The sequence below is a fragment of the Streptomyces sp. NPDC037410 genome, from assembly GCF_055602235.1.
Window position 1 is genome coordinate 1 of sequence record NZ_JBVJWR010000005.1, and the last position, 19567, is coordinate 19567.

At 73.6% G+C, this 19567-nt stretch carries 14 protein-coding genes; 7 read left to right on the forward strand and 7 right to left on the reverse strand.

Annotation, left to right across the window (positions count from 1 at the left end):
* Positions 1-184: 184 nt before the first annotated feature.
* The 3 genes from ACZ7HT_RS09645 to ACZ7HT_RS09655 all read right to left on the reverse strand — a co-directional run bounded on the left by ACZ7HT_RS09645 (position 185) and on the right by ACZ7HT_RS09655 (position 4913).
* Complete coding sequence (locus tag ACZ7HT_RS09645; RefSeq protein WP_471162208.1) at positions 185-1780, reverse strand: alpha/beta fold hydrolase; 1596 nt, start codon at positions 1778-1780, stop codon at positions 185-187.
* A 15-nt stretch (positions 1781-1795) separates the two neighbouring features.
* Positions 1796-3136 (reverse strand): alpha/beta fold hydrolase, encoded by a 1341-nt coding sequence (locus ACZ7HT_RS09650; RefSeq protein WP_471162210.1) that lies wholly within the window; start codon positions 3134-3136, stop codon positions 1796-1798.
* 436 nt (positions 3137-3572) lie between these two features.
* Positions 3573-4913, reverse strand: coding sequence for a DUF2252 domain-containing protein (locus ACZ7HT_RS09655; protein WP_471162211.1), 1341 nt, complete (start codon positions 4911-4913; stop codon positions 3573-3575).
* Positions 4914-5097: 184 nt separating this feature from the next.
* On the opposite strand from ACZ7HT_RS09655, the gene ACZ7HT_RS09660 reads away from it, so the two are divergent.
* A complete protein-coding gene (locus tag ACZ7HT_RS09660) occupies positions 5098-5856 on the forward strand; it encodes a GntR family transcriptional regulator (protein WP_471162213.1) in 759 nt (252 codons plus the stop codon).
* Between the two features lie 60 nt (positions 5857-5916).
* On the opposite strand, the gene ACZ7HT_RS09665 is transcribed toward ACZ7HT_RS09660, so the two are convergent.
* Both ACZ7HT_RS09665 and ACZ7HT_RS09670 read right to left on the reverse strand, forming a co-directional pair.
* Entirely contained in the window at positions 5917-7449 is a 1533-nt protein-coding gene (locus ACZ7HT_RS09665) for an amino acid permease (RefSeq protein ID WP_471162215.1), read from the reverse strand.
* A 73-nt stretch (positions 7450-7522) separates the two neighbouring features.
* On the reverse strand, positions 7523-8497 hold the full coding sequence (locus ACZ7HT_RS09670; RefSeq protein ID WP_471162217.1) for a hypothetical protein: 975 nt from the start codon (positions 8495-8497) through the stop codon (positions 7523-7525).
* Positions 8498-8799: 302 nt separating this feature from the next.
* Here ACZ7HT_RS09670 and ACZ7HT_RS09675 point away from each other — a divergent pair, with 302 nt between their 5' ends.
* The 5 genes from ACZ7HT_RS09675 to ACZ7HT_RS09695 all read left to right on the forward strand — a co-directional run bounded on the left by ACZ7HT_RS09675 (position 8800) and on the right by ACZ7HT_RS09695 (position 13975).
* Positions 8800-10263 (forward strand): FGGY family carbohydrate kinase, encoded by a 1464-nt coding sequence (locus tag ACZ7HT_RS09675; RefSeq protein ID WP_471163075.1) that lies wholly within the window; start codon positions 8800-8802, stop codon positions 10261-10263.
* Between the two features lie 116 nt (positions 10264-10379).
* Positions 10380-11831, forward strand: coding sequence for an FAD-dependent oxidoreductase (locus ACZ7HT_RS09680; protein ID WP_471162219.1), 1452 nt, complete (start codon positions 10380-10382; stop codon positions 11829-11831).
* Positions 11832-11922: 91 nt separating this feature from the next.
* Positions 11923-13131, forward strand: coding sequence for an NAD(P)/FAD-dependent oxidoreductase (locus ACZ7HT_RS09685; protein ID WP_471162221.1), 1209 nt, complete (start codon positions 11923-11925; stop codon positions 13129-13131).
* Between the two features lie 62 nt (positions 13132-13193).
* Entirely contained in the window at positions 13194-13667 is a 474-nt protein-coding gene (locus ACZ7HT_RS09690; protein WP_471162223.1) for an NUDIX hydrolase, read from the forward strand.
* Between the two features lie 62 nt (positions 13668-13729).
* Positions 13730-13975, forward strand: a complete 246-nt coding sequence (locus ACZ7HT_RS09695; RefSeq protein ID WP_471162226.1) for a hypothetical protein — start codon at positions 13730-13732, stop codon at positions 13973-13975.
* A gap of 35 nt (positions 13976-14010) precedes the next feature.
* Here the strand turns inward: ACZ7HT_RS09695 and ACZ7HT_RS09700 are convergent, their stop codons facing one another.
* The gene (locus tag ACZ7HT_RS09700; RefSeq protein ID WP_471163078.1) at positions 14011-15216 is read right to left on the reverse strand and encodes a cytochrome P450 family protein; all 1206 of its coding nucleotides are present in this window, start codon (positions 15214-15216) and stop codon (positions 14011-14013) included.
* A gap of 432 nt (positions 15217-15648) precedes the next feature.
* Between ACZ7HT_RS09700 and ACZ7HT_RS09705 the strand changes: the two genes are divergently transcribed.
* Positions 15649-16887 (forward strand): D-alanyl-D-alanine carboxypeptidase family protein, encoded by a 1239-nt coding sequence (locus ACZ7HT_RS09705; RefSeq protein WP_471162228.1) that lies wholly within the window; start codon positions 15649-15651, stop codon positions 16885-16887.
* A 270-nt stretch (positions 16888-17157) separates the two neighbouring features.
* Here ACZ7HT_RS09705 and ACZ7HT_RS09710 read toward each other — a convergent pair whose 3' ends face one another.
* On the reverse strand, positions 17158-19545 hold the full coding sequence (locus ACZ7HT_RS09710; RefSeq protein ID WP_471163081.1) for an ATP-binding cassette domain-containing protein: 2388 nt from the start codon (positions 19543-19545) through the stop codon (positions 17158-17160).
* Between the last annotated feature and the right edge of the window lie 22 nt (positions 19546-19567).

Consider the following 19567-nt stretch of genomic DNA (forward strand, 5'->3'; position numbering starts at 1 on the left):
ACACCCTCGGCCCTTCGTCTGGACGAAGACCGCCGACGACATCCTCGACAAGGTCGCCGCCTACTGCCGACGAATCTCCGACTCAGGACACTAGGGCACGCCCTAGCGGTGCGAGGGGTGGCGGTGGACCTGCCACCGCCACGCCTTCGGCCGTGGACCTGCCACCGCCACCCCTCGCCTCAGCTCACGTGCCGATCTCGAACGTGGGCGGCCTGAGGCCCGCGAGACAGCTGGTGTCCGGTGCGGTCGGCCGGTCGAAGAACGAGACGGTCATCGTCTGCGCGCACGTCGAGTCGGCGAACACCACGTGGGCGACGTACGGCACGGTGACGACGGTGGACCGGCTCAGCGTGCGGCCGACGTACGCCCCGTTGCTCGGCGCGGTCTGGGAGTCGAAGCCGCCGGACAGGACGAGCGTCGGGATGTCGCTGACCGTCCTGTCCCGGACCGAGGGGTCCGCCGGGGGGACGTCCCAGGCGCGGCAGTCGTCGTGGAGCCAGGCGAGCTGCGGGGCGTTGGCGAGGAGCGAGCGGGGGAAGGACGGGAACGCGCGCCGCCCTCCCCGGATGATGTCCTCCTGGCTCTCGTACGGGGTCCACTCCCGGCAGAAGACGCCGTAGACGAGACCGTGGGAGGTCCGCCCCATGGCCGCCGGGCTGTACTTGCCGCCCGCGAGCTGCTCGGCGATCCGCTGCGGGTTGCCGTGGGCCAGTTCGTCGATGGAGCGGGGCACGCCCTCCGCCACGTGGGAGGCGGAGGTCAGCCAGTTGACGAGGTTTCCGCCGTCGATCACGACCTTCACCGGCGCCGGCTGACCGGGCACCGAGACGGTGGTGGAGAGCGGCCGGGCTTCGAGGTCGACGACGAGCCGCTCGAAGGTGGCCTTCAGGTGCGGATAGCGGGTGTTGCAGGCGGGCTGGTCCGCGCACGCCTTGAACATGCCGTCGAAGCCTTCTCGCGCGGCCTTCCAGGTCACGGCCCCGCCGGCCAGGGAAGGCGGCAGGATGCCGTCGATGCCGACGGACCGGATGCCCTCCGGGTGCAAGCGCATGTACTGGAGCGCCAGATCGGTGCCGTAGGAGATGCCGAACACGTTCCACTGCCGGATGCCGAGCGCCTTGCGCAGGTCCGCGAGGTCGGCGGAGCTCTCCGTGTCGTCGTAGGCGCTGGGGTCGGCCCCGCGCGCCACGACCCGGTCGCGGCACTCCCGCGTCGCCTGGACGTGGAGGCGGCCGGTGGACGGGGCGTTGGAGACGAGGCCGAGGGCGCGGGCGTTGAACTGGTCGATGTTGACGCAGGTGAGCTCCGGGTCGGCCGAGTAGGTGCCCCGCTGGGACATGAAGATCAGGTCCCGGTCGCGGTTCAGGCCGCCGGCCAGCGCCATCGGGATCTCCGACACCGCGTCGTCGCCGGGTCCGCCGGCGAGCCACACGATCGGGTCGCCGGGGTGCCTCTTCGTGGCCGCCGGGATGATCGCCACGGCGAGGGTGATCCTGCGCCCGTGGCCCTTGTGGCCTTCGCGCTTCTCGGGGACGGTGAGCGTTCCGCAGTGGGCGTCCTTCAGGGCGGGGATCGGGTCCGCCGTCCTCGGGCAGGGTCCCGGCACGAAGCGGGCGTGGCCCGCCGTCCGTGCCACCGTGCCGAGCGGGGACGCGGGGCCGGACTCGGCGTGGGCGGGTGCCGCGACGAGACCGGCGGCGAGGACACCGGCGGTCGCCCCGGCCAGTGCGGCGGGAAGGCGTCGTGCGGTGCTCCGGTGGTGGGGTGGTCGAAGGGACATCAGGTGGTCTCCGTGTCAGGGGGTGATGGTGAACGGTGGGGGCCGGAGTCCTGTCACGCAGCCCGTGTCGGGCGCGGTCGGACGGGCCAGGAAGGAGGAGAGGACGCCCGCCGCGCAGGGCGACTGGGGTACCACCCAGTGGCCGATGCCCGGGATCCGTACGGAGGTCGAGTTCGGCAGCGTGGCGGCCGCGACGTGGGCCCAGCTCGCGCCGGTCTTCGCGTCGAAGGTTCCGGAGAGGAGGAGCGCCGGAACCCTGCTGAAGGTGGCCACCCGCTGGACCGCGGTACGGTCCGGGACGTTCCACGCCCGGCACACGTCGTACTCGAAGGGCAGCTGCGGGGCCTGGGCGAGGACCGTGTCGGGCCAGCCGGGGAAGTTGCGGCGCCCTGACTCCAGCAGGTCGCGCTCGGAATAGCCGGGCACCCATTCGGCGCAGGCCACCGACTGCGTCAGGCCGTGGGCGAACGCGCCGATGGGCGTCGCCACGTCGATGGCTCGGGCCCGCGCGAAGCGCTCCGGGTTTCCGTGGGCGAGTTCGTCGAGCGCGGCGGGGACGTCGACGGCCTTGACGGTGTTGGCGACCAGGATGTTGATCAGCGCGCCCCCGTCGAGGTCGACCTTGACCGGGTTCCCGCCCGCCGGCGGCTGGGCCATGAGCGTGAGGGGGTGGGCCTCTAGGCGGCGGACCTGCTCGTCCAGCGTGCGCCGGAGGTGCGGGTAGCGGCTCTTGCACCGGGGCTGCGCCTCGCACGCCGCGAAGATCTCACCGATCCCCTCGGCGGCGCTGTCCCAGGTCCATGGCAGGTTCACCACCTTGGGGGGTGCGATCGAGTCGATCGCCACCGAGCGGATCCCCTGGGGGTGCAGACGCAGGTAGGTCAGGGCGAGGTTGGTGCCGTACGAGTACCCGTAGACGTTCCACCGGTCGATGCCGAGCGCTCGGCGCAGGTCGGCGAAGTCCGCGGCGTTCTCGGTGGTGTTGTAGGCGCTCAGGTCGATTCCGGCGGCCGTCAGGCGCTGTCGGCACTCCTTCGCGGCGCGCACCAGTTCCCGGCCGGTCGAGGGGGCGTCGTAGCGCAGCCCGACGGCCCTCACGCTGAAGCGGTCGATCTCCGGGCAGGCGAGGTTCGGCTGCGAGTGGAGCGCGCCGCGCTGGGCGACGACGATCAGGTCGTTGTTCCGGTTCACCCCGGAGCCGATGAGGAAGGGGATGTTGTCGAAGGCGTCGCCGCCGGGCCCCCCTTCCATGAACACCACCGGCTCGGCGGCCGGCCTGGGCGAGGTGGCCGGGATGATCGCGACGGCCAGCCGGATGGTCCGGCCGCGGCCGTGGTGGGAGCGGTTCTCGGGCACCTCGAGGAAACCGCACCGTCCGGGGACGGGATCGGGCGTCTGCGGGCAGGGAGCGGGCACGAACCGCGCCGGGCCGCCAGGGTGGGGCCCGCGCGAGGGGGGTGACACCGTGTTGCCCGGTGTCGAGGGGCGTCCCTCGGGTACGGCACTCGCCGCGCCGGTGCCGGCGGCACCCAGCAGGGTGAGTCCGGCGGTGAGGAGCGCGAGACCGGTGCGCGCGCCTCGGGAGCGTCGTCGACCGTACGGGCGCCGGGCGCGCGCTCGTACGGTGCCTTGTTGCGTCATGTGGTGGGTCTCTCTGTGGGACCACGGCCGCCCCGGCCGGGGCGGCACCGCGCGGCTCGGCCCGCCACGGCGTGTTCCGTGCGGGCGCTGTGCCCCTCAGCCTGCGGTCGGGCAGGCACACCCACCACTCATGAGCTCCAGTCGGAGCAGTTCAGACGCCCGGGGCCGCGGTCACCATGCCCGAGGCGATGGCCGCGCCGAGGGCCGCGTAGTCGTCGGCGTTCTGCCCGGCGTAGACGAGGGCGAAGTCGGCGACGGCCCGGTCGAAGACGTCCGAGGATCCGAGGTAGGCGGCGATGGCGATGCGGTCGCCGGAGCGGGCGTGGGCGCGGGCCAGGGCCCGGCCGCAGAGCCGCGCGTAGTCCCGCAGGGTGGCCGGGGACATGCTCTCCACCTCGGCGGACCCCTTCATGTCGCGCAACTGCCGCCAGTAGAAGTGGCGCTGCTCGGGTCCGGTCATCCAGCCGAGGAAGATGTCGCTGGCGGCCTGGGTGAGCCGTTGCCCGGAGACGACGCGGCGGCCCTGGTGGGGGTAGGCGGTCGGCGGCAGGTACGGCTCCAGGGCGGAGCGGCCGGCTTCCTTGATCTGGAGCATCAGCGGGTCGCCGTCGTCCCGTCCTTCGAGCAGGAGGATGAAACAGCGCGTGCCGACGCTGCCGACTCCGACGACCTTCCGGGCCGCGTCGATGAAGTGGAAGCGGTCGAGCAGGACGCGGCGCTCCTCGGCGAGGGAGCTGCGGTAGTCGCTGAAGATCTTGCCGAGGGTGATCCGGTCGACGTCCGTGACCCGTTCGAGGAGCGGCGGGTCGTCGACGATGTGCCGGTTGCCGTCGGCGTCCTTCTCGGTGAGCTTGTGGAAGGCCTGGAGGCTGGTGCGCCGACGGGCGCCGGCGAGCCGCTTGGTCAGGCGGGCGCGCTCCTCGCCGCGTACCACGTGGACGATGTCCTCGGCGGCGATCCGCTCGTACCAGACCTCGAGCTCGCCCAGGCCGGCGAGGCGGTGCATGGTCGTGCGGTACGACTCGACGGCGACGAGCGCGGCGCGGTGGGCCTTGGGCTTGGCGCTGCCGTTCTGCAGGGCGGCGACCATGACGCTGGCGGCGAGCCTCTTCACGTCCCATTCGAAGGGGCCCGGGAGGGTCTCGTCGAAGTCGTTCACGTCGAAGAGGAGCGTCCGTTCGGGTGAGGCGTACACCCCGAAGTTCAGCAGATGGGCGTCGCCGCAGAGCTGGACGGTGAGCCCGGTGTGGCGCTCGGCGCCGAGGTCGGCGGCCATGACGCCGGCGGCGCCGCGCAGGAAGGCGAAGGGAGAGACGGACATCCTGGCGTACCGGAGGGGTACCAGGTCGGGCAGCCGGTCCAGGGACTCGCGTTCCAGGACCGCGAGCGGGTCGGGGCGCTGTGACCTGGGTATCCAGCGGCCGTGGCTGGCGCGGGGGACCCTTTTGCGGGCCGCCTTGCCCCGTGCGGCGCGCTCCAACGGTGTCGTCATCCGGCCTCACCCGCCTTCTCCCGCCGATACGTTCTCGGCCCGGTCACCTGGAACCTCATTACACGGCCCGCCACTCGTTTCGGCCACTCTGCCGGACCGGTCTGGCTAAATGGTTTAGACCAATGATAGGAATTGATCACCCACACGACCCACGCGGTCACGCTGAGCGAAATGAGGGTTGATCATGGCTGAGCCCGCATCCGAGTCGGTGACGGACGTGCCGCTCTACCTCCGGGTCGCCGCCGTCCTGCGCGAGGACCTCACCCAGCGGCGCATCTCCCCCGGCAGCCGGCTCCCGTCGGAACGCACGCTCTCCCAACGCTGCCACGTCAACCGGCAGACCGTCCGCAGCGCGCTCCAACTCCTCAGGGAGGAACGGCTCGTGGTCACCGACCGGCGCGGTACCTTCGCCGCCGCCGAGGAGGCGGAACGTGAGCCGGCCGCGCCCGCGCTCACGGCCCGCAGGCCGACCTTCCCCGGCGGACCGCAGGCCGCCGAGGCGCTCGTCCGGGCCTCCCTCACCTGGGAACCGCCGCCCGTACCCCTCGCGCCACGGCTCCTGCTCACCCCCGGAGAACCCACGCTCGTCCACCGGCACACGGTCCTCGGACCGCAGGGGGCGGCGCTCCAGCGGGCGGTGTCCTGGTTCTCCCGGCCGGCCCTCGCCGAGATCCCCCAGCTCTCCCGCTACCGCCGGGGCAGGGACTGCCGTCAACAGCCCGACCTGCGGCTCCTGTACCACTGGATGCACCAGGCGGGGTTGCGGATCACCCACCGCGAGTCCGTCGGCGTCCCGCCCGGTCCGGCCGCGACGACGGCGGGCGGCGCGGCGCGCCTCGTCGTCCACCGGGTCGTCAGCGACCAGCACGGGCACGCCCTGGAGATCACGGACATCGACTTCTCGGCCCAGTCGGCGGCCTGGACCTACGAGTTCAGCGCCTGAGGCAAAGAGGAAGGGCGTGTCCGGTCGTTCGGACACGCCCTTCCCTCACGGTGCGGGGGGTCAGATGATCCCCTCGGCGATCTCGGCCTCCTCGCGTGCGGTGCCGTACGCGGTCGGCGTGCCGTACGAGCGGCGGGCGACGTACCACCAGACGCTGGCGAGGACGAGCACGACGGCGAGCGCGATGACGGCGTAGTTCATGGTGTCGACGTTCACCGGGGACTTCTGCGGCAGGCAGAAGAGGACCGTCACGAACGCCACCCAGACCACGGCGATCCAGCCGATCGGCCTGCTCCAGCGGCCGAGGCTCCACGGGCCCGGGACGAAGCGGTTCCCGGCGCGCAGCCGCAGGTAGATCGGGATGGCGTACGCGGGGGTGATGCCGATGACGTTGATCGCGGTGACCGCGCCGTACGCCGTGGCCGAGTACAGCGAGGGGACGGCGAGCAGGGCGGCCACGACGACCGCGAGCCAGACGGCCGGGACCGGGGTCTGGGTGCTGCCGCTGACCTTGCGCCAGAGCGCGGAGCCGGGCAGGGCGTTGTCACGGCTGAAGGCGAAGACCATGCGGCTCGCGGCGGCCACCTCGGCGTTGCCGCAGAAGAGCTGGGCGACGATCACGACGAGCAGCAGGACGGCGGCGCCGCGCGAGCCGAGCGCGTCCAGGAAGATCTGGGCGGGCGGGACGCCGGTGGCGCTGTTCTGCGTGGCCCCGTAGTCCTGGATCGCGAAGGTGAGTCCGGCGAGGAGCGCGAAGCCGGCGAGCCAGGAGGCCCAGATGGAGCGGACGATGCCCTTGGCGGCGGTGACGGAGGCGTTGGACGTCTCCTCGGACAGGTGGGCCGAGGCGTCGTAGCCCGAGAAGGTGTACTGCGCGAGGAGCAGCCCGATCGCGGCGACGTAGAACGGGTTGGTCCAGCCGGTGTCGTTGACGAAGGTCGTGAAGACGAAGTCGACGGACTGGTGCCGGTCGGGGACGAACGCGAGCGCGCCGACGATGACCGCGACGCCGCCCAGGTGCCACCAGACACTGACCGAGTTGAGGACGCTGACCAGGCGGACGCCGAAGAGGTTGAGTCCGGCGTGGAGCAGCAGGATCGCGAGGAAGATCAGGAACGTGGAGCCCGCGGTCGGCACGAAGCCCCACTGGAGGTTGAGGAACGCTCCGGTGAAGAGTGCGGCGCCGTAGTCGATGCCGGCGATGGCGCCGAGCAGACCGAGCAGATTCAGCCAGCCGGTGTACCAGCCCCAGCGGCGCCCGCCGAGCCGGTCGGCCATGTAGTAGAGGGCGCCGGAGGTCGGATAGGCGCTGGTGACCTCGGCGAGCGCGAGGCCCACGCACAGCACGAAGAGGCCGACGCCGGCCCAGCCCCACAGCATGACGGAGGGTCCGCCGGTGCCGAGGCCGAAGCCGTAGAGGGTCATGCAGCCGGAGAGGACGGAGATGACCGAGAAGCTGATGGCGAAGTTGCCGAAGCCGTCCATGCGGCGGGCGAGGACGGGCTGGTAGCCGAGCTCTCTGAGTCTCGCCTCGTCGTCCTGGGACGGCGGTGGCTTGCGTATCGCGTCGAGGGGGGCGTCGGTGCGGGCCATGGGGACCTCCGGGGGACGGGGGGTGGGGAGCGGGGGTGGGGGGAGCAGGGGGCGCCGGGGGGGCTCGGGCGCGTCAGCCGCTGAGACTGCGCGCGCGGGCGCGCAGGAAGACCTCCTCGGCGAGGGCGCGGTCGTCCGGTCGATCGGTGCGGTAGGCCCACGGGAGGGTCGTGTAGTACGGGCCGAGGGCCTCGAAGACACGGGCCGCGTCGGCGAAACGGAGGGCTCCGAAGAGGGCGTGCGCCAGGTGGTTGAGGTCGAGCAGCGAGGCCTCGTCGGTGGCGCAGAAGAGGAACCAGGTGTCCAGGGCGCGCTGGGCGTCCCGTACGGCGTCCTCGGCGACCCAGTGGAGGTCGAGGGCGCGCTCGTGGCCGCGCTCGCGCCGGTAGCGCTCGACGCGGACGTACAGCGGGAGGGCGTGCAGCGCGGAGCCGACCGGTGCCGAACTGGCAGCCCAGTAGCAGTAGTTGACGGCTTCCGAGAGGGGTCCGCTCCGCCGGGCGTAGACGAACTGGAGCATGCGGTGGTGGGCCTCGCGGTTGTGCGGGTCGCGCTTCTCCACCTCGGCGAGCAGGCCCCAGGGGCCGGGCGGCAGCATGGGCGCCGGCGGGGTGAGCCGGTGCTCGGCCATGCGCTGGCCGCTGTCGAGTGCGGCGAGGGCGATGAGGCCGATCCAGGGCACGGGGTCGGCGGGCGACCGCTCGGAGGCCTCGCGGCAGGCTGCCCAGGCCTCCTGCCAGAGCTCCCGGGTCCGGGCGTGGCCCGCCCGGTGGGCGCGGACGGCACGCTCGACGGCGACCCGGCTGTGCATCACTGCGGCGGTGAGGCTCTCGGGCTGTTCGGCACGCCAGATGGGGACGACGTCGGTGCCCGCGGCGACGGCGGCGAGGACCTGGGTGCGCCGGGTCCAGGCGTCCCAGTCGGAGGTCTCGTCGAGCAGCCGCGCCATGGACACCCAGCGGCCGGTGCGCAAGTCCTGGACGGCGTTGCGCAGGGCGTGGTCATGGCCGGCGGGGTGGTAGACGGGCCGGAATCCGTGTCCGGCCATCAGGGGGTGGGGCGTGGTGTGGATGACATGGGTCCTCGGTGGATGGAGGGGGTGGTCAGTCCCCCGGCTGGCGTCCCGGCCGTTGATCGGCGATCACTATAGAGGGCTCTGGACGTGACCGGTCCACTTTCTTTTGTGACAGTAACTATTAAGACAGCAACTGAATTTGACTTACTGTCAGGTATGGGTGCCGACCTGACGTGCTCGCCCGCCGAGGCTTGACGAAGGCCTCCGGCGACGGCACCCTGACCCTTTTCCGTGATCGGATGATCACGGAGCGGTCGAGCGACGGGAGCAGCGGGATGTCGGGCGGAGCGGTACTCGCCGTCGACCAGGGCACGTCGGGCACGAAGGCCCTCGTCCTCTGCCCCGAGCGCGGAGTCGTCGGCACCGGAACGGCACCCGTCCGGCCCCGCTACCTCCCCGGCGGTCTCGTCGAGGTCGACCCGCGTGAGCTGTACGACTCGGTGGTCGCCGCAGGGCGCGCGGCGCTCGCCGAGGCGGACGTGCCCGTCGTCGCCGTGGGCCTCGCCAACCAGGGCGAGACCGTGCTCGCCTGGGACCCGGCCACCGGGGAACCCCTCACCGACGCCCTCGTCTGGCAGGACCGCAGGGCGGCCGCAGTCTGCGCCGGTCTCGACGCCCACGCCGAGGAGCTGCGCCGCCTCACCGGCCTTCCGGTCGACCCCTACTTCGCCGCACCCAAGATGGCCTGGATCCGCCGCCACGCCACCGGCGCCGGTGTGGTGACCACCAGCGACGCCTGGCTCGTCCACCGGCTCACGGGCGCGTTCGTCACGGACGCGGCGACCGCGGGACGCACCGGACTCCTCGACCTCGACACGGTCGCCTGGTCGGAGACCGCCCTCGATCTGTACGGACTCGGCGGCGAGGCGCTCCCCCGGGTCGTCGACTGCGACACGCAGGTCGGCACCACGACCGCGTTCGGCCCCGCCCTGCCGCTCACCGGCCTCCTCGTGGACCAGCAGGCGGCGCTGCTCACGCAGAGCGCCGACGACCCGGCCGCCGCCAAGTGCACCTACGGTACCGGCGCCTTCCTCCTCGCACAGACCGGCCCCGAGCCCCGCCGAGCCGCCTCCGGCCTGGTGAGCTGCGTGGCCTGGCGGCTCGGCGGGCGCGTCACCCACTGCCTCGACGGCCAGGTGTACACGGTCGCCTCGGCCGTGCGCTGGCTCACCGACCTGGGCGTGATCGGCGGGGCCGGGGAGCTCGACGCGGTCGGCGGCAGTGTGCCGGACACCGGCGGCGTCACCTTCGTCCCCGCGTTCGCGGGCCTCGCCGCGCCCTGGTGGCGGGGGGACGTGCGCGGCTCGCTCACCGGCCTCGGCCTGGACACCGGACCCGGACATCTGGTGCGCGCGCTGTGCGAGGGCATCGCCGCCCAGGTGGTGGAGCTCGCCTCGGCCGCCGCCTCGGACCGGGGCGCGCCGCTGACCTCGCTGCGCGCCGACGGCGGCCTGACCCGGTCGGCCCTGCTCATGCAGACCCAGGCCGATCTGCTGCAACTCCCCGTCGAGGTCTCCTCGTTGCCCGACGCCACGGCGCTCGGGGTGGGCGCGGTCGCCCGGCTCGGACTCCAGCCGGGGCTCACGCTCCGCGAGGCCGTGCCGGAGTGGAAGCCCTCGGCCGTGTACGAGCCCCGGATCCCGGCCGACGAGGCGGCGACGCGCCTCGGACGCTTCCGTGCGGAGGTGTCGGCGCTCGTGGAGCGGGCGGGCGGCGCGATCGGCAGTGGGGCGGCATGAGTGTCACGCGGACGGGCCCGCCGCGTTCCGCGCGGAACGGCTCGCCGAGCGTCACGGGGAGCGGGCCGATGGGTGTCACGCGGAGCGGGCCGCCGAGCCTCTCGCGGAGCCGGCCGATGAGTGTCACGCGGAGCGGGCCGCTCCCCAGCGGTGAGGGGACGGCGTACGACGTCGTGGTCGTCGGCGCCGGGGTCGTCGGTTCCGCCATCGCCCGCGCCCTGGCCCGGCACCCGCTGCGGATCGCGCTCGTGGAGGCCGCGAACGACGTCGGGGACGGCACCTCGAAGGCCAACACCGCCATCCTCCACACCGGTTTCGACGCCTCGCCCGGCACCCTGGAGGCCCGGCTTGTGCGCGAGGGACACCGGCTCCTCGGCGCGTACGCCCGGGAGGCCGGCATTCCCGTCGAGCCGCTGGGGGCGCTGCTCGTCGCCTGGGACGAGCAGCAGCGGGCGACCCTCCCCCGTCTCGCGGAGAAGGCGGAACGCAACGGCCACCGCACCACCCGCCTCCTGACCGCCCCCGAACTCGCCGCGCGGGAGCCGCACTTGGGTCCCGGCGCGCTGGGCGCCCTGGAAGTGCCGGGCGAGTCGGTGATCTGCCCGTGGACGACGACCCTCGCGTACGCCACGCAGGCCGTCCGCTCCGGGGTCGACCTGCATCTGAACTGCCGGGTGGAGAAGGTGCGTCCGGGTGATCCGTACCACCGTCTCGTCACCCGGCGCGGAGTTCTGCGGACGCGTCTGCTCGTCAACGCCTGCGGTCTTCACGCCGACGCGTTCGACGCGCTCGTCGGCCGGGAGGACTTCACCGTCACCCCGCGCCGTGGCCAGCTGCTCGTCTTCGACAAGTTCGCCCGCGACCTGGTCCGGCACATTCTGCTCCCCGTACCCGGGCCGCTCGGCAAGGGCGTGCTCATCTCGCCGACGGTGTACGGGAACGTCATGCTCGGGCCCACCGCCGAGGACCTCGACGACAAGACCGCCACGGGCACGACGGCCGAGGGCCTCGCCGGACTGCGCGGGCAGGGCGGCCGGATCCTCCCCGCGCTCCTCGACGAGGAGGTCACCGCCGTGTACGCGGGGCTGCGGGCCGCCACCGGGCAGGAGGACTACCGGATCGCCGCCCACCCCGCGCTGCGGTACGTGACGGTGGGCGGGATCCGCTCCACCGGGCTCACCGCCTCCCTCGCCATCGCCGAGCACGTGCTCGGCCTCCTCGCGGACTGCGGCCTCGACCCGGGGCCGGCCAGCCCGCTCGCCCCGGTCCGCATGCCGAACCTCGGCGAGGCCTTCCCCCGCCCGTACCGCGATGCCGAACTCATCGCCCACGACCCGGAGTTCGGGACGATCGTCTGCCACTGCGAGCGGGTCACCCGGGGCGAGATCCGGGCCGCGCTCACGTCCACGATCCCGCCGGGCGGCCTGGACGGTCTGCGGCGCAGGACCCGCGCCCGGGGCGGCCGCTGCCAGGGCCACCACTGCGGCGCGGAGGTGCGGGCGCTGTTCGAAGAGCGGGTGCCGGGGGAACGGCGGAGTGCGGCGGGGCACGGGGAGGGGGCGCGGTGACGCGTGCGGGTGCGGTGCGGGGTGGCGGCGTGGTGAGCCGGGCGGTACGGGGAGGCGCTCGGTGACGGGTGCGGTGCGGGGTGGCGGCGTCGTGAGCCGTACGGTCGGTGTCCTCGTCGTGGGCGCCGGGCCCGCCGGGCTCGCCGCTGCCGCTCGGCTCGCGGCGGCGGGCGCCGACCGTGTCGAGGTCCTGGAACGGGAGGCGACGGCGGGCGGGGTGCCGCGCCACTGCGCCCGGCCGGGGTTCGGCGCGGACGCCCTCGGGCGCGCGCTGGACGGCCCGGCGTACGCACGACGCGCGGTGCGGGAGGCGCTGCGGGCGGGCGCTGCCGTCCGCACCGGCGTCTCGGCCACCGGCTGGGCCGGACCCCTCACCCTGGACGTCACCGCACCGACCGGACTCGAACGCGTCCGGGCGGACGCGGTCGTCCTCGCAACCGGCGCCCGCGAACGGCCCCGCAGCGCCCGTCTCGTCCCGGGCACCCGCCCCGCCGGGGTGCTGACCACGGGCGAACTCCAGCGAACGGTCGCGCGGTTCGGGCGGCGACCGGAGCACATCGGACGCCGGGCGGTGGTCGTCGGCGGCGACCCGGTGGCCCGGGGTGCGGTGCGCACGCTGCGCGCGGCCGGCGTGGCGGTGGCGGCCGTCGTCACCGAACTCCCCTCCCCCGCCGTCGCGTTCGCGGGAGTACCCGTGCTCGTCGGCGCGGTGGTGACGGAGCTGCTCGGGCGCGGCCGCCTGACCGGGGTCGCGGTGCGGAGCGGGGACGGTCGGACGTCCGTGCTGCGGTGCGACACGGTGGTCTTCACCGGCGACTGGATCCCGGACCACGAGCTCGTCCGCGCCCGCGGACTGCCCCTCGCCCGCGGCACCCGGGGGCCCATGACGGATCAGCGCTTCCGTACCGCCGAGCCCGGGGTCTTCGCCGTAGGCAACCTCCTGCGCGGGGTGGAGCCGGCGCTCGTGGCCGCCGCCGAGGGACGGGCGGTGGCCGGGGCGGTGCTCGAACGGCTCGGCGGCGGCCCGTGGCCGACCGTCGGGGTCCCGGTGGCGGCGACGGCCCCGCTGAGGTGGGTGACGCCCGGTCTCCTGGGCCCGGAAGCCTCCACGCCCCTGCTCCTCCGTCCGGAGCGGCGGCTCGTACGGCCGGTCCTGACCGTCACCCAGGACGGCGTCCCTCTGCGGCGGGAGCGGCTGAGCGGGACGCTCGTCCCCTGGCGGTCGGTGCGGCTCGGGGCGCGGTGGACGAACGGCGTGGACCTGGCGGGCGGGCCGGTGACGGTCTCCGCCGAGGAGTAGGAGGGGGTGGAATCCCTACGGGCGGGGCTGCGGTGAACGGGCCCTTCGGCCAGACTGGGCGCATGCCGGACAAGCGCAGTGCGGGTCTCCTGGTCTACCGCCGGACGGCCGGAGGCGTCGAGGTCCTCATCGGTCACATGGGCGGGCCCTTCTGGGCGTCCCGCGAGGAGTCGGCCTGGTCGATCCCCAAGGGCGAGTACGAGCCCGACGAGGCCCCCGAGGCCGCGGCGCGCCGGGAGTTCCTGGAGGAGCTGGGGCTCCCGGCCCCGGACGGGGAGTGGGTCGGCCTCGGCGAGGCCCGCCAGCGGAGCGGAAAGCTCGTCACCGTGTGGGCCCTCGAAGGCGATCTCGACCTGACCGGGGTGGTGCCGGGGACCTTCGTCATGGAGTGGCCGCCCCGGTCGGGCGTGCAGCAGGAGTTCCCGGAGATCGACCGGGTGGGCTGGTTCGCGCCGGAGGCCGCCGCTCCGCTGCTGGTGTCCGGGCAGCGGGTCTTCCTGGAACGGCTGGCGGCGCACCTCGACGGGCGGGCCTGAGCCCGATTGTCAGACCCGTAGGAGAGGGTGGTGAGCGCCGAACTGTCGAGAGGGAGCCCGACATGACCACGATCACCGCCAGCGAGCGCGCGGCCGCCCAGGCGTACCTGCGGCTGCTCGAGTCCACCCAGGCCGTGCTGACCGACCCGCAGCTCGCCCCGTACGCGGGGGTGATGCTGACCCACCCGATGGCGGAGGCGGACGACGCGCTGCGCGCGGCGGGCCTCGCCGGGAACGAGGACCGGCTGCTGCGCCTCGTCTCCGCGCTGCGGGCCTCGCCCGCGACGGCCAGGGGGCGCGCCGGTTGAGGCGGCGCGCCGCCGGTCGCGCCACGTCCTTGGACTCAGCCGCCCAGGCGGACGGGGAGGGCGCGGACGCTGTTGCCGACGAAGCCTGAGTGGCGGGTCAGCTCGGCCTCCGGGACCGCCAGGTCAAGGTCCGGGAAGCGGGTGAAGAGCGCCTCCAGGGCGATCGCGGCCTCCATGCGGGCGAGCGGGGCGCCCAGGCAGTAGTGCGGGCCGTGGCCGAGCGAGAGGTGCTTCACCGTCGTGGCGCGGGTGATGTCGAAGCGGTCGGCGTCCGGGCCGTGCGCCTTCGTGTCGCGGCCCGCCGCCGAGTATCCGGCGAGGACGGGGGTGCCACGGGGGATGAGGGTGCCGTCGACGGTGAGGTCGCGGGTGGGGTAGCGGAAGGGGAAGTAGCTGACGGGACTGTCCCAGCGGAGGGTCTCCTCGACCACGTCGGCCCAGTCGGCGCGGCCCTCGGCGACGAGGGCGAGCTGGTCGCGGTGGGCGCAGAGCGCGCGGACCGCGTTCGTGACGAGGTTCAGGGTGGTCTCGTGGCCCGCGACGATCATCAGGAGCAGGGTGCCGATGAGCTCGGGCTGGCTGAGCCGGTCGCCGCCCTCGTCGCGGGCGGCGATGAGCGCGCTGGTGAGGTCGTCGCCGGGCGCGGCGGCCTTGTCGGCGGCGATGGAGCCCAGGAGTGCGACGAGTTCACGGTTGGCCGCGACGGCCTGCGCGGGCTCGGTGTCGGTGGCGACGATCAGGCTGGAGAGGTGGTGCAGCCGGTTCTGGTGGGCCGGGTCGACGCCGAGGAGTTCGCAGATGACGCCGAGCGGCAGGGGCAGCGCGTAGTGGCGGCGCAGATCGGCGACGCCGTCGCCGGCTCGGGCGGCCTCCGCGAGTCCGTCGAGCAGGCCGGCGGTGACGGTCTCGACGCGCGGGCGCAGCTCCTCGACGCGGCGGGCGGTGAAGGCGCCGCTCACGAGGGTGCGCAGCCGGCGGTGGTCGGCCCCGTCGGCGGTGATCATGCCGGGGACGGTGGCGAAGGTTCTCAGCGGCCAGCCCTCGGGTATGCGGCCTTCGGCGAGGGCGGTGAAGTGCCGGGGGCCCTTGGCGACGTCGGGGTGGGTGAGGAAGTCGCGCAGCGCGTCGTGGCCGAGCACCGCCATGCCCTCGATCTCGCCGGGCAGCACCACGGGGGCGACGGCGCCCTGGGCGAGCAGCCGGGCGTTCACCGCGTGCGGGCAGCCGCCGGCGGGGTCCATGCGGTGTGGGTTCAAGGGAGGGACTCCTGACTGGCGTCTCGGCGCGTGAGTGGTCAGATCCTACGGTCAACGGGACGGGTCCCGTACGGAGTTGCGGGGCGCCCCCTGCCGCGGTCCGCGCTTCCGCGCCCCCTCGTTGCGGGCCTGCTCCCCCTCGTTGCGGCCTGCTCCCCGCCGTTGTGGGCCTGCTCCCCCTCGTTGCGGCCTGCTCCCCGCCGTTGTGGGCCTGAGCCTCGCCGTTGTGGGCCGGGGAACCGCCCACCCGGGGCGCGGGCCCACACGGGCGGAGCGCCGGCCCGCGTCGGCTCGGGCCCCGGGCAGGAGCGGGCGCCACCCGCGTGGCCGCACGACTCGCCGCCGTACGCCGCACCCGCTCCCCCGGTCGGCGCACTCCGATCTGCGCGCTCCCCACCCCCTTCCTACGGTGGCTGAATGATCGTCACGTCAGCTGTCCGTCACGCCGCCGCCGGTTCCGCGGCGCTGCTGCTCGTGCTGCCCGTTCCGGCGGCCTTCGCCTCTCCCCCGGCCCCCGCGCACGTCGTGGGAGAGCCCACCCCGCCCGCGCGCCAGTACGTCGACCCGGCACGGCTCGACCGGCGGGGAACCCAGGTGCAGCGACTCCCCGGTGCGCCCGCCGTGCCCTCGGTGTCCGCGCTGTCGTGGGTGGTGGCGGACGCCTCCTCGGGCCAGGTGCTCGCCGCCCGCAACGCGCACCGGAAGCTGCCGCCCGCCAGCACCCTGAAGACCCTGTTCGCGCTGACCGCCCTCCCCCACCACGCGCCGTCCGAGCGGCACACCGTGGCCGATTCCGAGCTGACCGGGATCGGGGAGGGCAGCAGCATGGTGGGGGTGAAGGAGGGGTACACGTACAAGGTCTCCGACCTGTGGAACGGCGTCTTCCTCAGCTCCGGCAACGACGCCGTGCACGTCCTGGCGTCGATGAACGGCGGCTGGGAGTCGATGACCCGGCAGATGCAGGAGAAGGCCCGCTCCCTGGGCGCCGAGGACACCCACGTGGTCTCCCCCGACGGGTACGACGCCCCCGGTCAGGTGTCCTCCGCGTACGACCTGGCGGTCTTCGGCCGGGCCGGGCTCCAGGACCCGGACTTCGCCCGGTACTGCTCGACGGCGTACGCGGAGTTCCCGGCCGGCTCCTGGTCGTACGGCATCGCCAACACCAACCGGCTCCTGACCGGCGAGAACGGGGTGGAGCGCTACCCGGGGCTCCTCGGGATCAAGAACGGCTACACGAGCAACGCGGGCAACACCCTCGTCTCGGCCGCCCGTCGCGGCGACCGTACGCTCGTCGTCTCGGTGATGAACCCTCAGGAGGGCGGCGGTTTCGCCGTGTACGAGGAGGCGCGGGAGCTGCTCGACTGGGGCTTCGAGGCCGCGGGCCGGGTGCAGCCGGTGGGCTCGCTCGCGCCGGTACGGGCGAAGGCGGCGGCCGGCTCGGGCACGCGGAACGTGTCGGTGACCCGCCAGGGACGTGGCGCGGAGGCGGAGCCGCCACGGGCTGCACCCGTGCCCCCGAAGCAGGCCACGGAGAACGCCGCGGAGGAGGCTTCCGGCCCGTCGGCCGGCCTTCCGCTGACCCTGGTGGGCTCGGCCTGCGCGGCCGCGCTCGGCCTGTGGGCGTGGCGGCGCAGGAAGCCGGCCGAGCGGGCCTGAGACCCGTGTCATGGACCGCCGCTCGTGCGGCGCCACTGGAGACACCGGACCCGGTGGTGCCGGCGACGGTTCGGTGGGCGCCGCACGATCCGGCTCCCGGCCTGCGGGAAGCCCGTCCGGACCGGTGAGCGGCGCCCTGACAGCCGAAGCCTCACGCGCCCCGCCGGACAACGGCCCCGCGGCCCAAGCCCCCGCCCCGCAGCCTCAGCCCCGTGCCGTCCGCCCCGCCCGGCATCCGAAGGACCCGCGCCGTCCGCCCCGCCCCGCGCCTCAAGCCCCCACGTACTCCGCCAAGTGCTCCCCCGTCAGCGTCTCGCGCGTCGCGATCAGGTCGGACGGGGTGCCCTCGAAGACGATCTGTCCGCCGTCGTGGCCCGCGCCGGGGCCCAGGTCGATGATCCAGTCGGCGTGCGCCATGACCGCCTGGTGGTGTTCGACGACGATGACGGACTTGCCGGAGTCCACGAGGCGGTCGAGGAGGCCGAGGAGCTGTTCGACGTCGGCGAGGTGGAGGCCGGTGGTGGGCTCGTCGAGGACGTAGACGCCGCCCTTGTCGGCCATGTGCGTGGCCAGCTTGAGCCGCTGCCGCTCGCCGCCGGAGAGCGTGGTGAGGGGCTGGCCGAGGCTCAGGTAGCCGAGGCCGACGTCGGCGAGCCGGGCGAGGATGCGCTGCGCGGCCGGGGTGTGCGCCTCGCCGGAGGCGAAGAACTCCGCGGCCTCGGTCACGGGCATGGCGAGCACCTCGCTGATGTCCCGGCCGCCGAGGAGGTATTCGAGCACCGAGGGCTGGAACCGCTTGCCCTCGCAGTCCTCGCAGGTGGAGGAGACGCCGGCCATCATCCCGAGGTCGGTGTAGATGACGCCCGCGCCGTTGCAGGTGGGGCAGGCGCCCTCGGAGTTGGCGCTGAACAGCGCGGGCTTCACCCCGTTGGCCTTGGCGAAGGCCTTGCGGATCGGGTCGAGCAGTCCGGTGTACGTGGCGGGGTTGCTGCGCCGGGAGCCGCGGATCGCGCCCTGGTCGACGGAGATCACTTCTTCTCCGGCGGGGATCGAGCCGTGCACGAGGGAGCTCTTGCCGGAGCCGGCGACACCGGTGATGACGGTGAGGACCCCGAGCGGGATGTCGACGTCGACGTCGCGGAGGTTGTGCGTGGACGCGCCGCGGATCTTCAGGGCCCCGGTGGGCTTGCGCACGGACTCCTTGACGGCGGCCCGGTCGTCGAGGTGGCGGCCGGTGACGGTGTCGGCGGCGCGCAGCCCGTCCACGGTGCCCTCGAAGCAGACGGTGCCGCCGGCGGTGCCCGCGCCGGGGCCGAGGTCGACGACGTGGTCGGCGATCGCGATGGCCTCCGGCTTGTGCTCGACGACGAGGACCGTGTTGCCCTTGTCGCGGAGCTGGAGCAGCAGGTCGTTCATCCGCTGGATGTCGTGCGGGTGCAGGCCGATGGTGGGCTCGTCGAAGACGTACGTGACGTCGGTGAGCGAGGAGCCGAGGTGGCGGATCATCTTGACGCGCTGTGCCTCGCCGCCCGAGAGCGTGCCGGACGGCCGGTCCAGGGAGAGGTAGCCGAGGCCGATCTCGACGAAGGAGTCGAGGGTCAGCTGGAGCGCGGTGAGCAGCGGCGCCACCGACGGCTCGTCGAGTCCGCGGACCCAGGCGGCGAGGTCGCTGATCTGCATGGCGCAGGCGTCGGCGATGCTGATCCGCTTGATCTTCGAGGCCCTGGCGCCTTCGCTGAGCCGGGTGCCGTCGCACTCGGGGCAGGTGGTGAAGGTGACGGCCCGCTCGACGAAGGCCCGGATGTGGGGCTGCATGCCCTCCTTGTCCTTGGCCAGGAAGGACTTCTGGATGCGCGGGACCAGGCCTTCGTAGGTCATGTTGATGCCGGCGATCTTCATCCGGACCGGCTCGTGGTGGAGGAAGTCCGCGAGTTCCTTCTTGGTGTACGTGCGGATCGGCTTGTCCTGGTCGACGAAGCCGGACTCGCTGTAGAGCCGGTAGTTCCAGCCGCCGGCGGTGTAGCCGGGGATGGTGAGCGCGCCTTCGGCGAGCGACTTGGTGTCGTCGTAGAGCTGGGTGAGGTCGATGTCGGAGACCGTGCCCCGGCCTTCGCAGCCCGGGCACATGCCGCCGGTGCGCTGGAACGTCGCCTTCTCGGTCTTCTTGTTGCCGCGCTCGACGGTGATCGCGCCGCTGGCCCGGACCGAGGGGACGTTGAAGGCGTAGGCGCTGGGCGGGCCGATGTGCGGCTTGCCGAGGCGGCTGAAGAGGATCCGCAGCATCGCGTTGGCGTCGGTGGCGGTGCCGACGGTGGAGCGGGGGTCGGCGCCGAGGCGCTGCTGGTCGACGATGATCGCGGTCGTCAGGCCTTCGAGGACGTCGACCTCGGGGCGGGCGAGCGTCGGCATGAAACCCTGCACGAAGGAGCTGTACGTCTCGTTGATCAGCCGCTGGGACTCGGCGGCGATCGTGTCGAACACGAGGGAGCTCTTGCCCGAGCCGGAGACCCCGGTGAAGACCGTGAGGCGGCGCTTCGGGATCTCGATGCTCACGTCCTTGAGGTTGTTCTCGCGCGCGCCGTGCACGCGGATCAGGTCGTGCCGGTCGGCGGCGTGCGGTGCGTCCGCCTGCTCGTCCGCCCTCGGGGCCTTGCTCATCGTGTCTCCAGCCTTCGCGTTC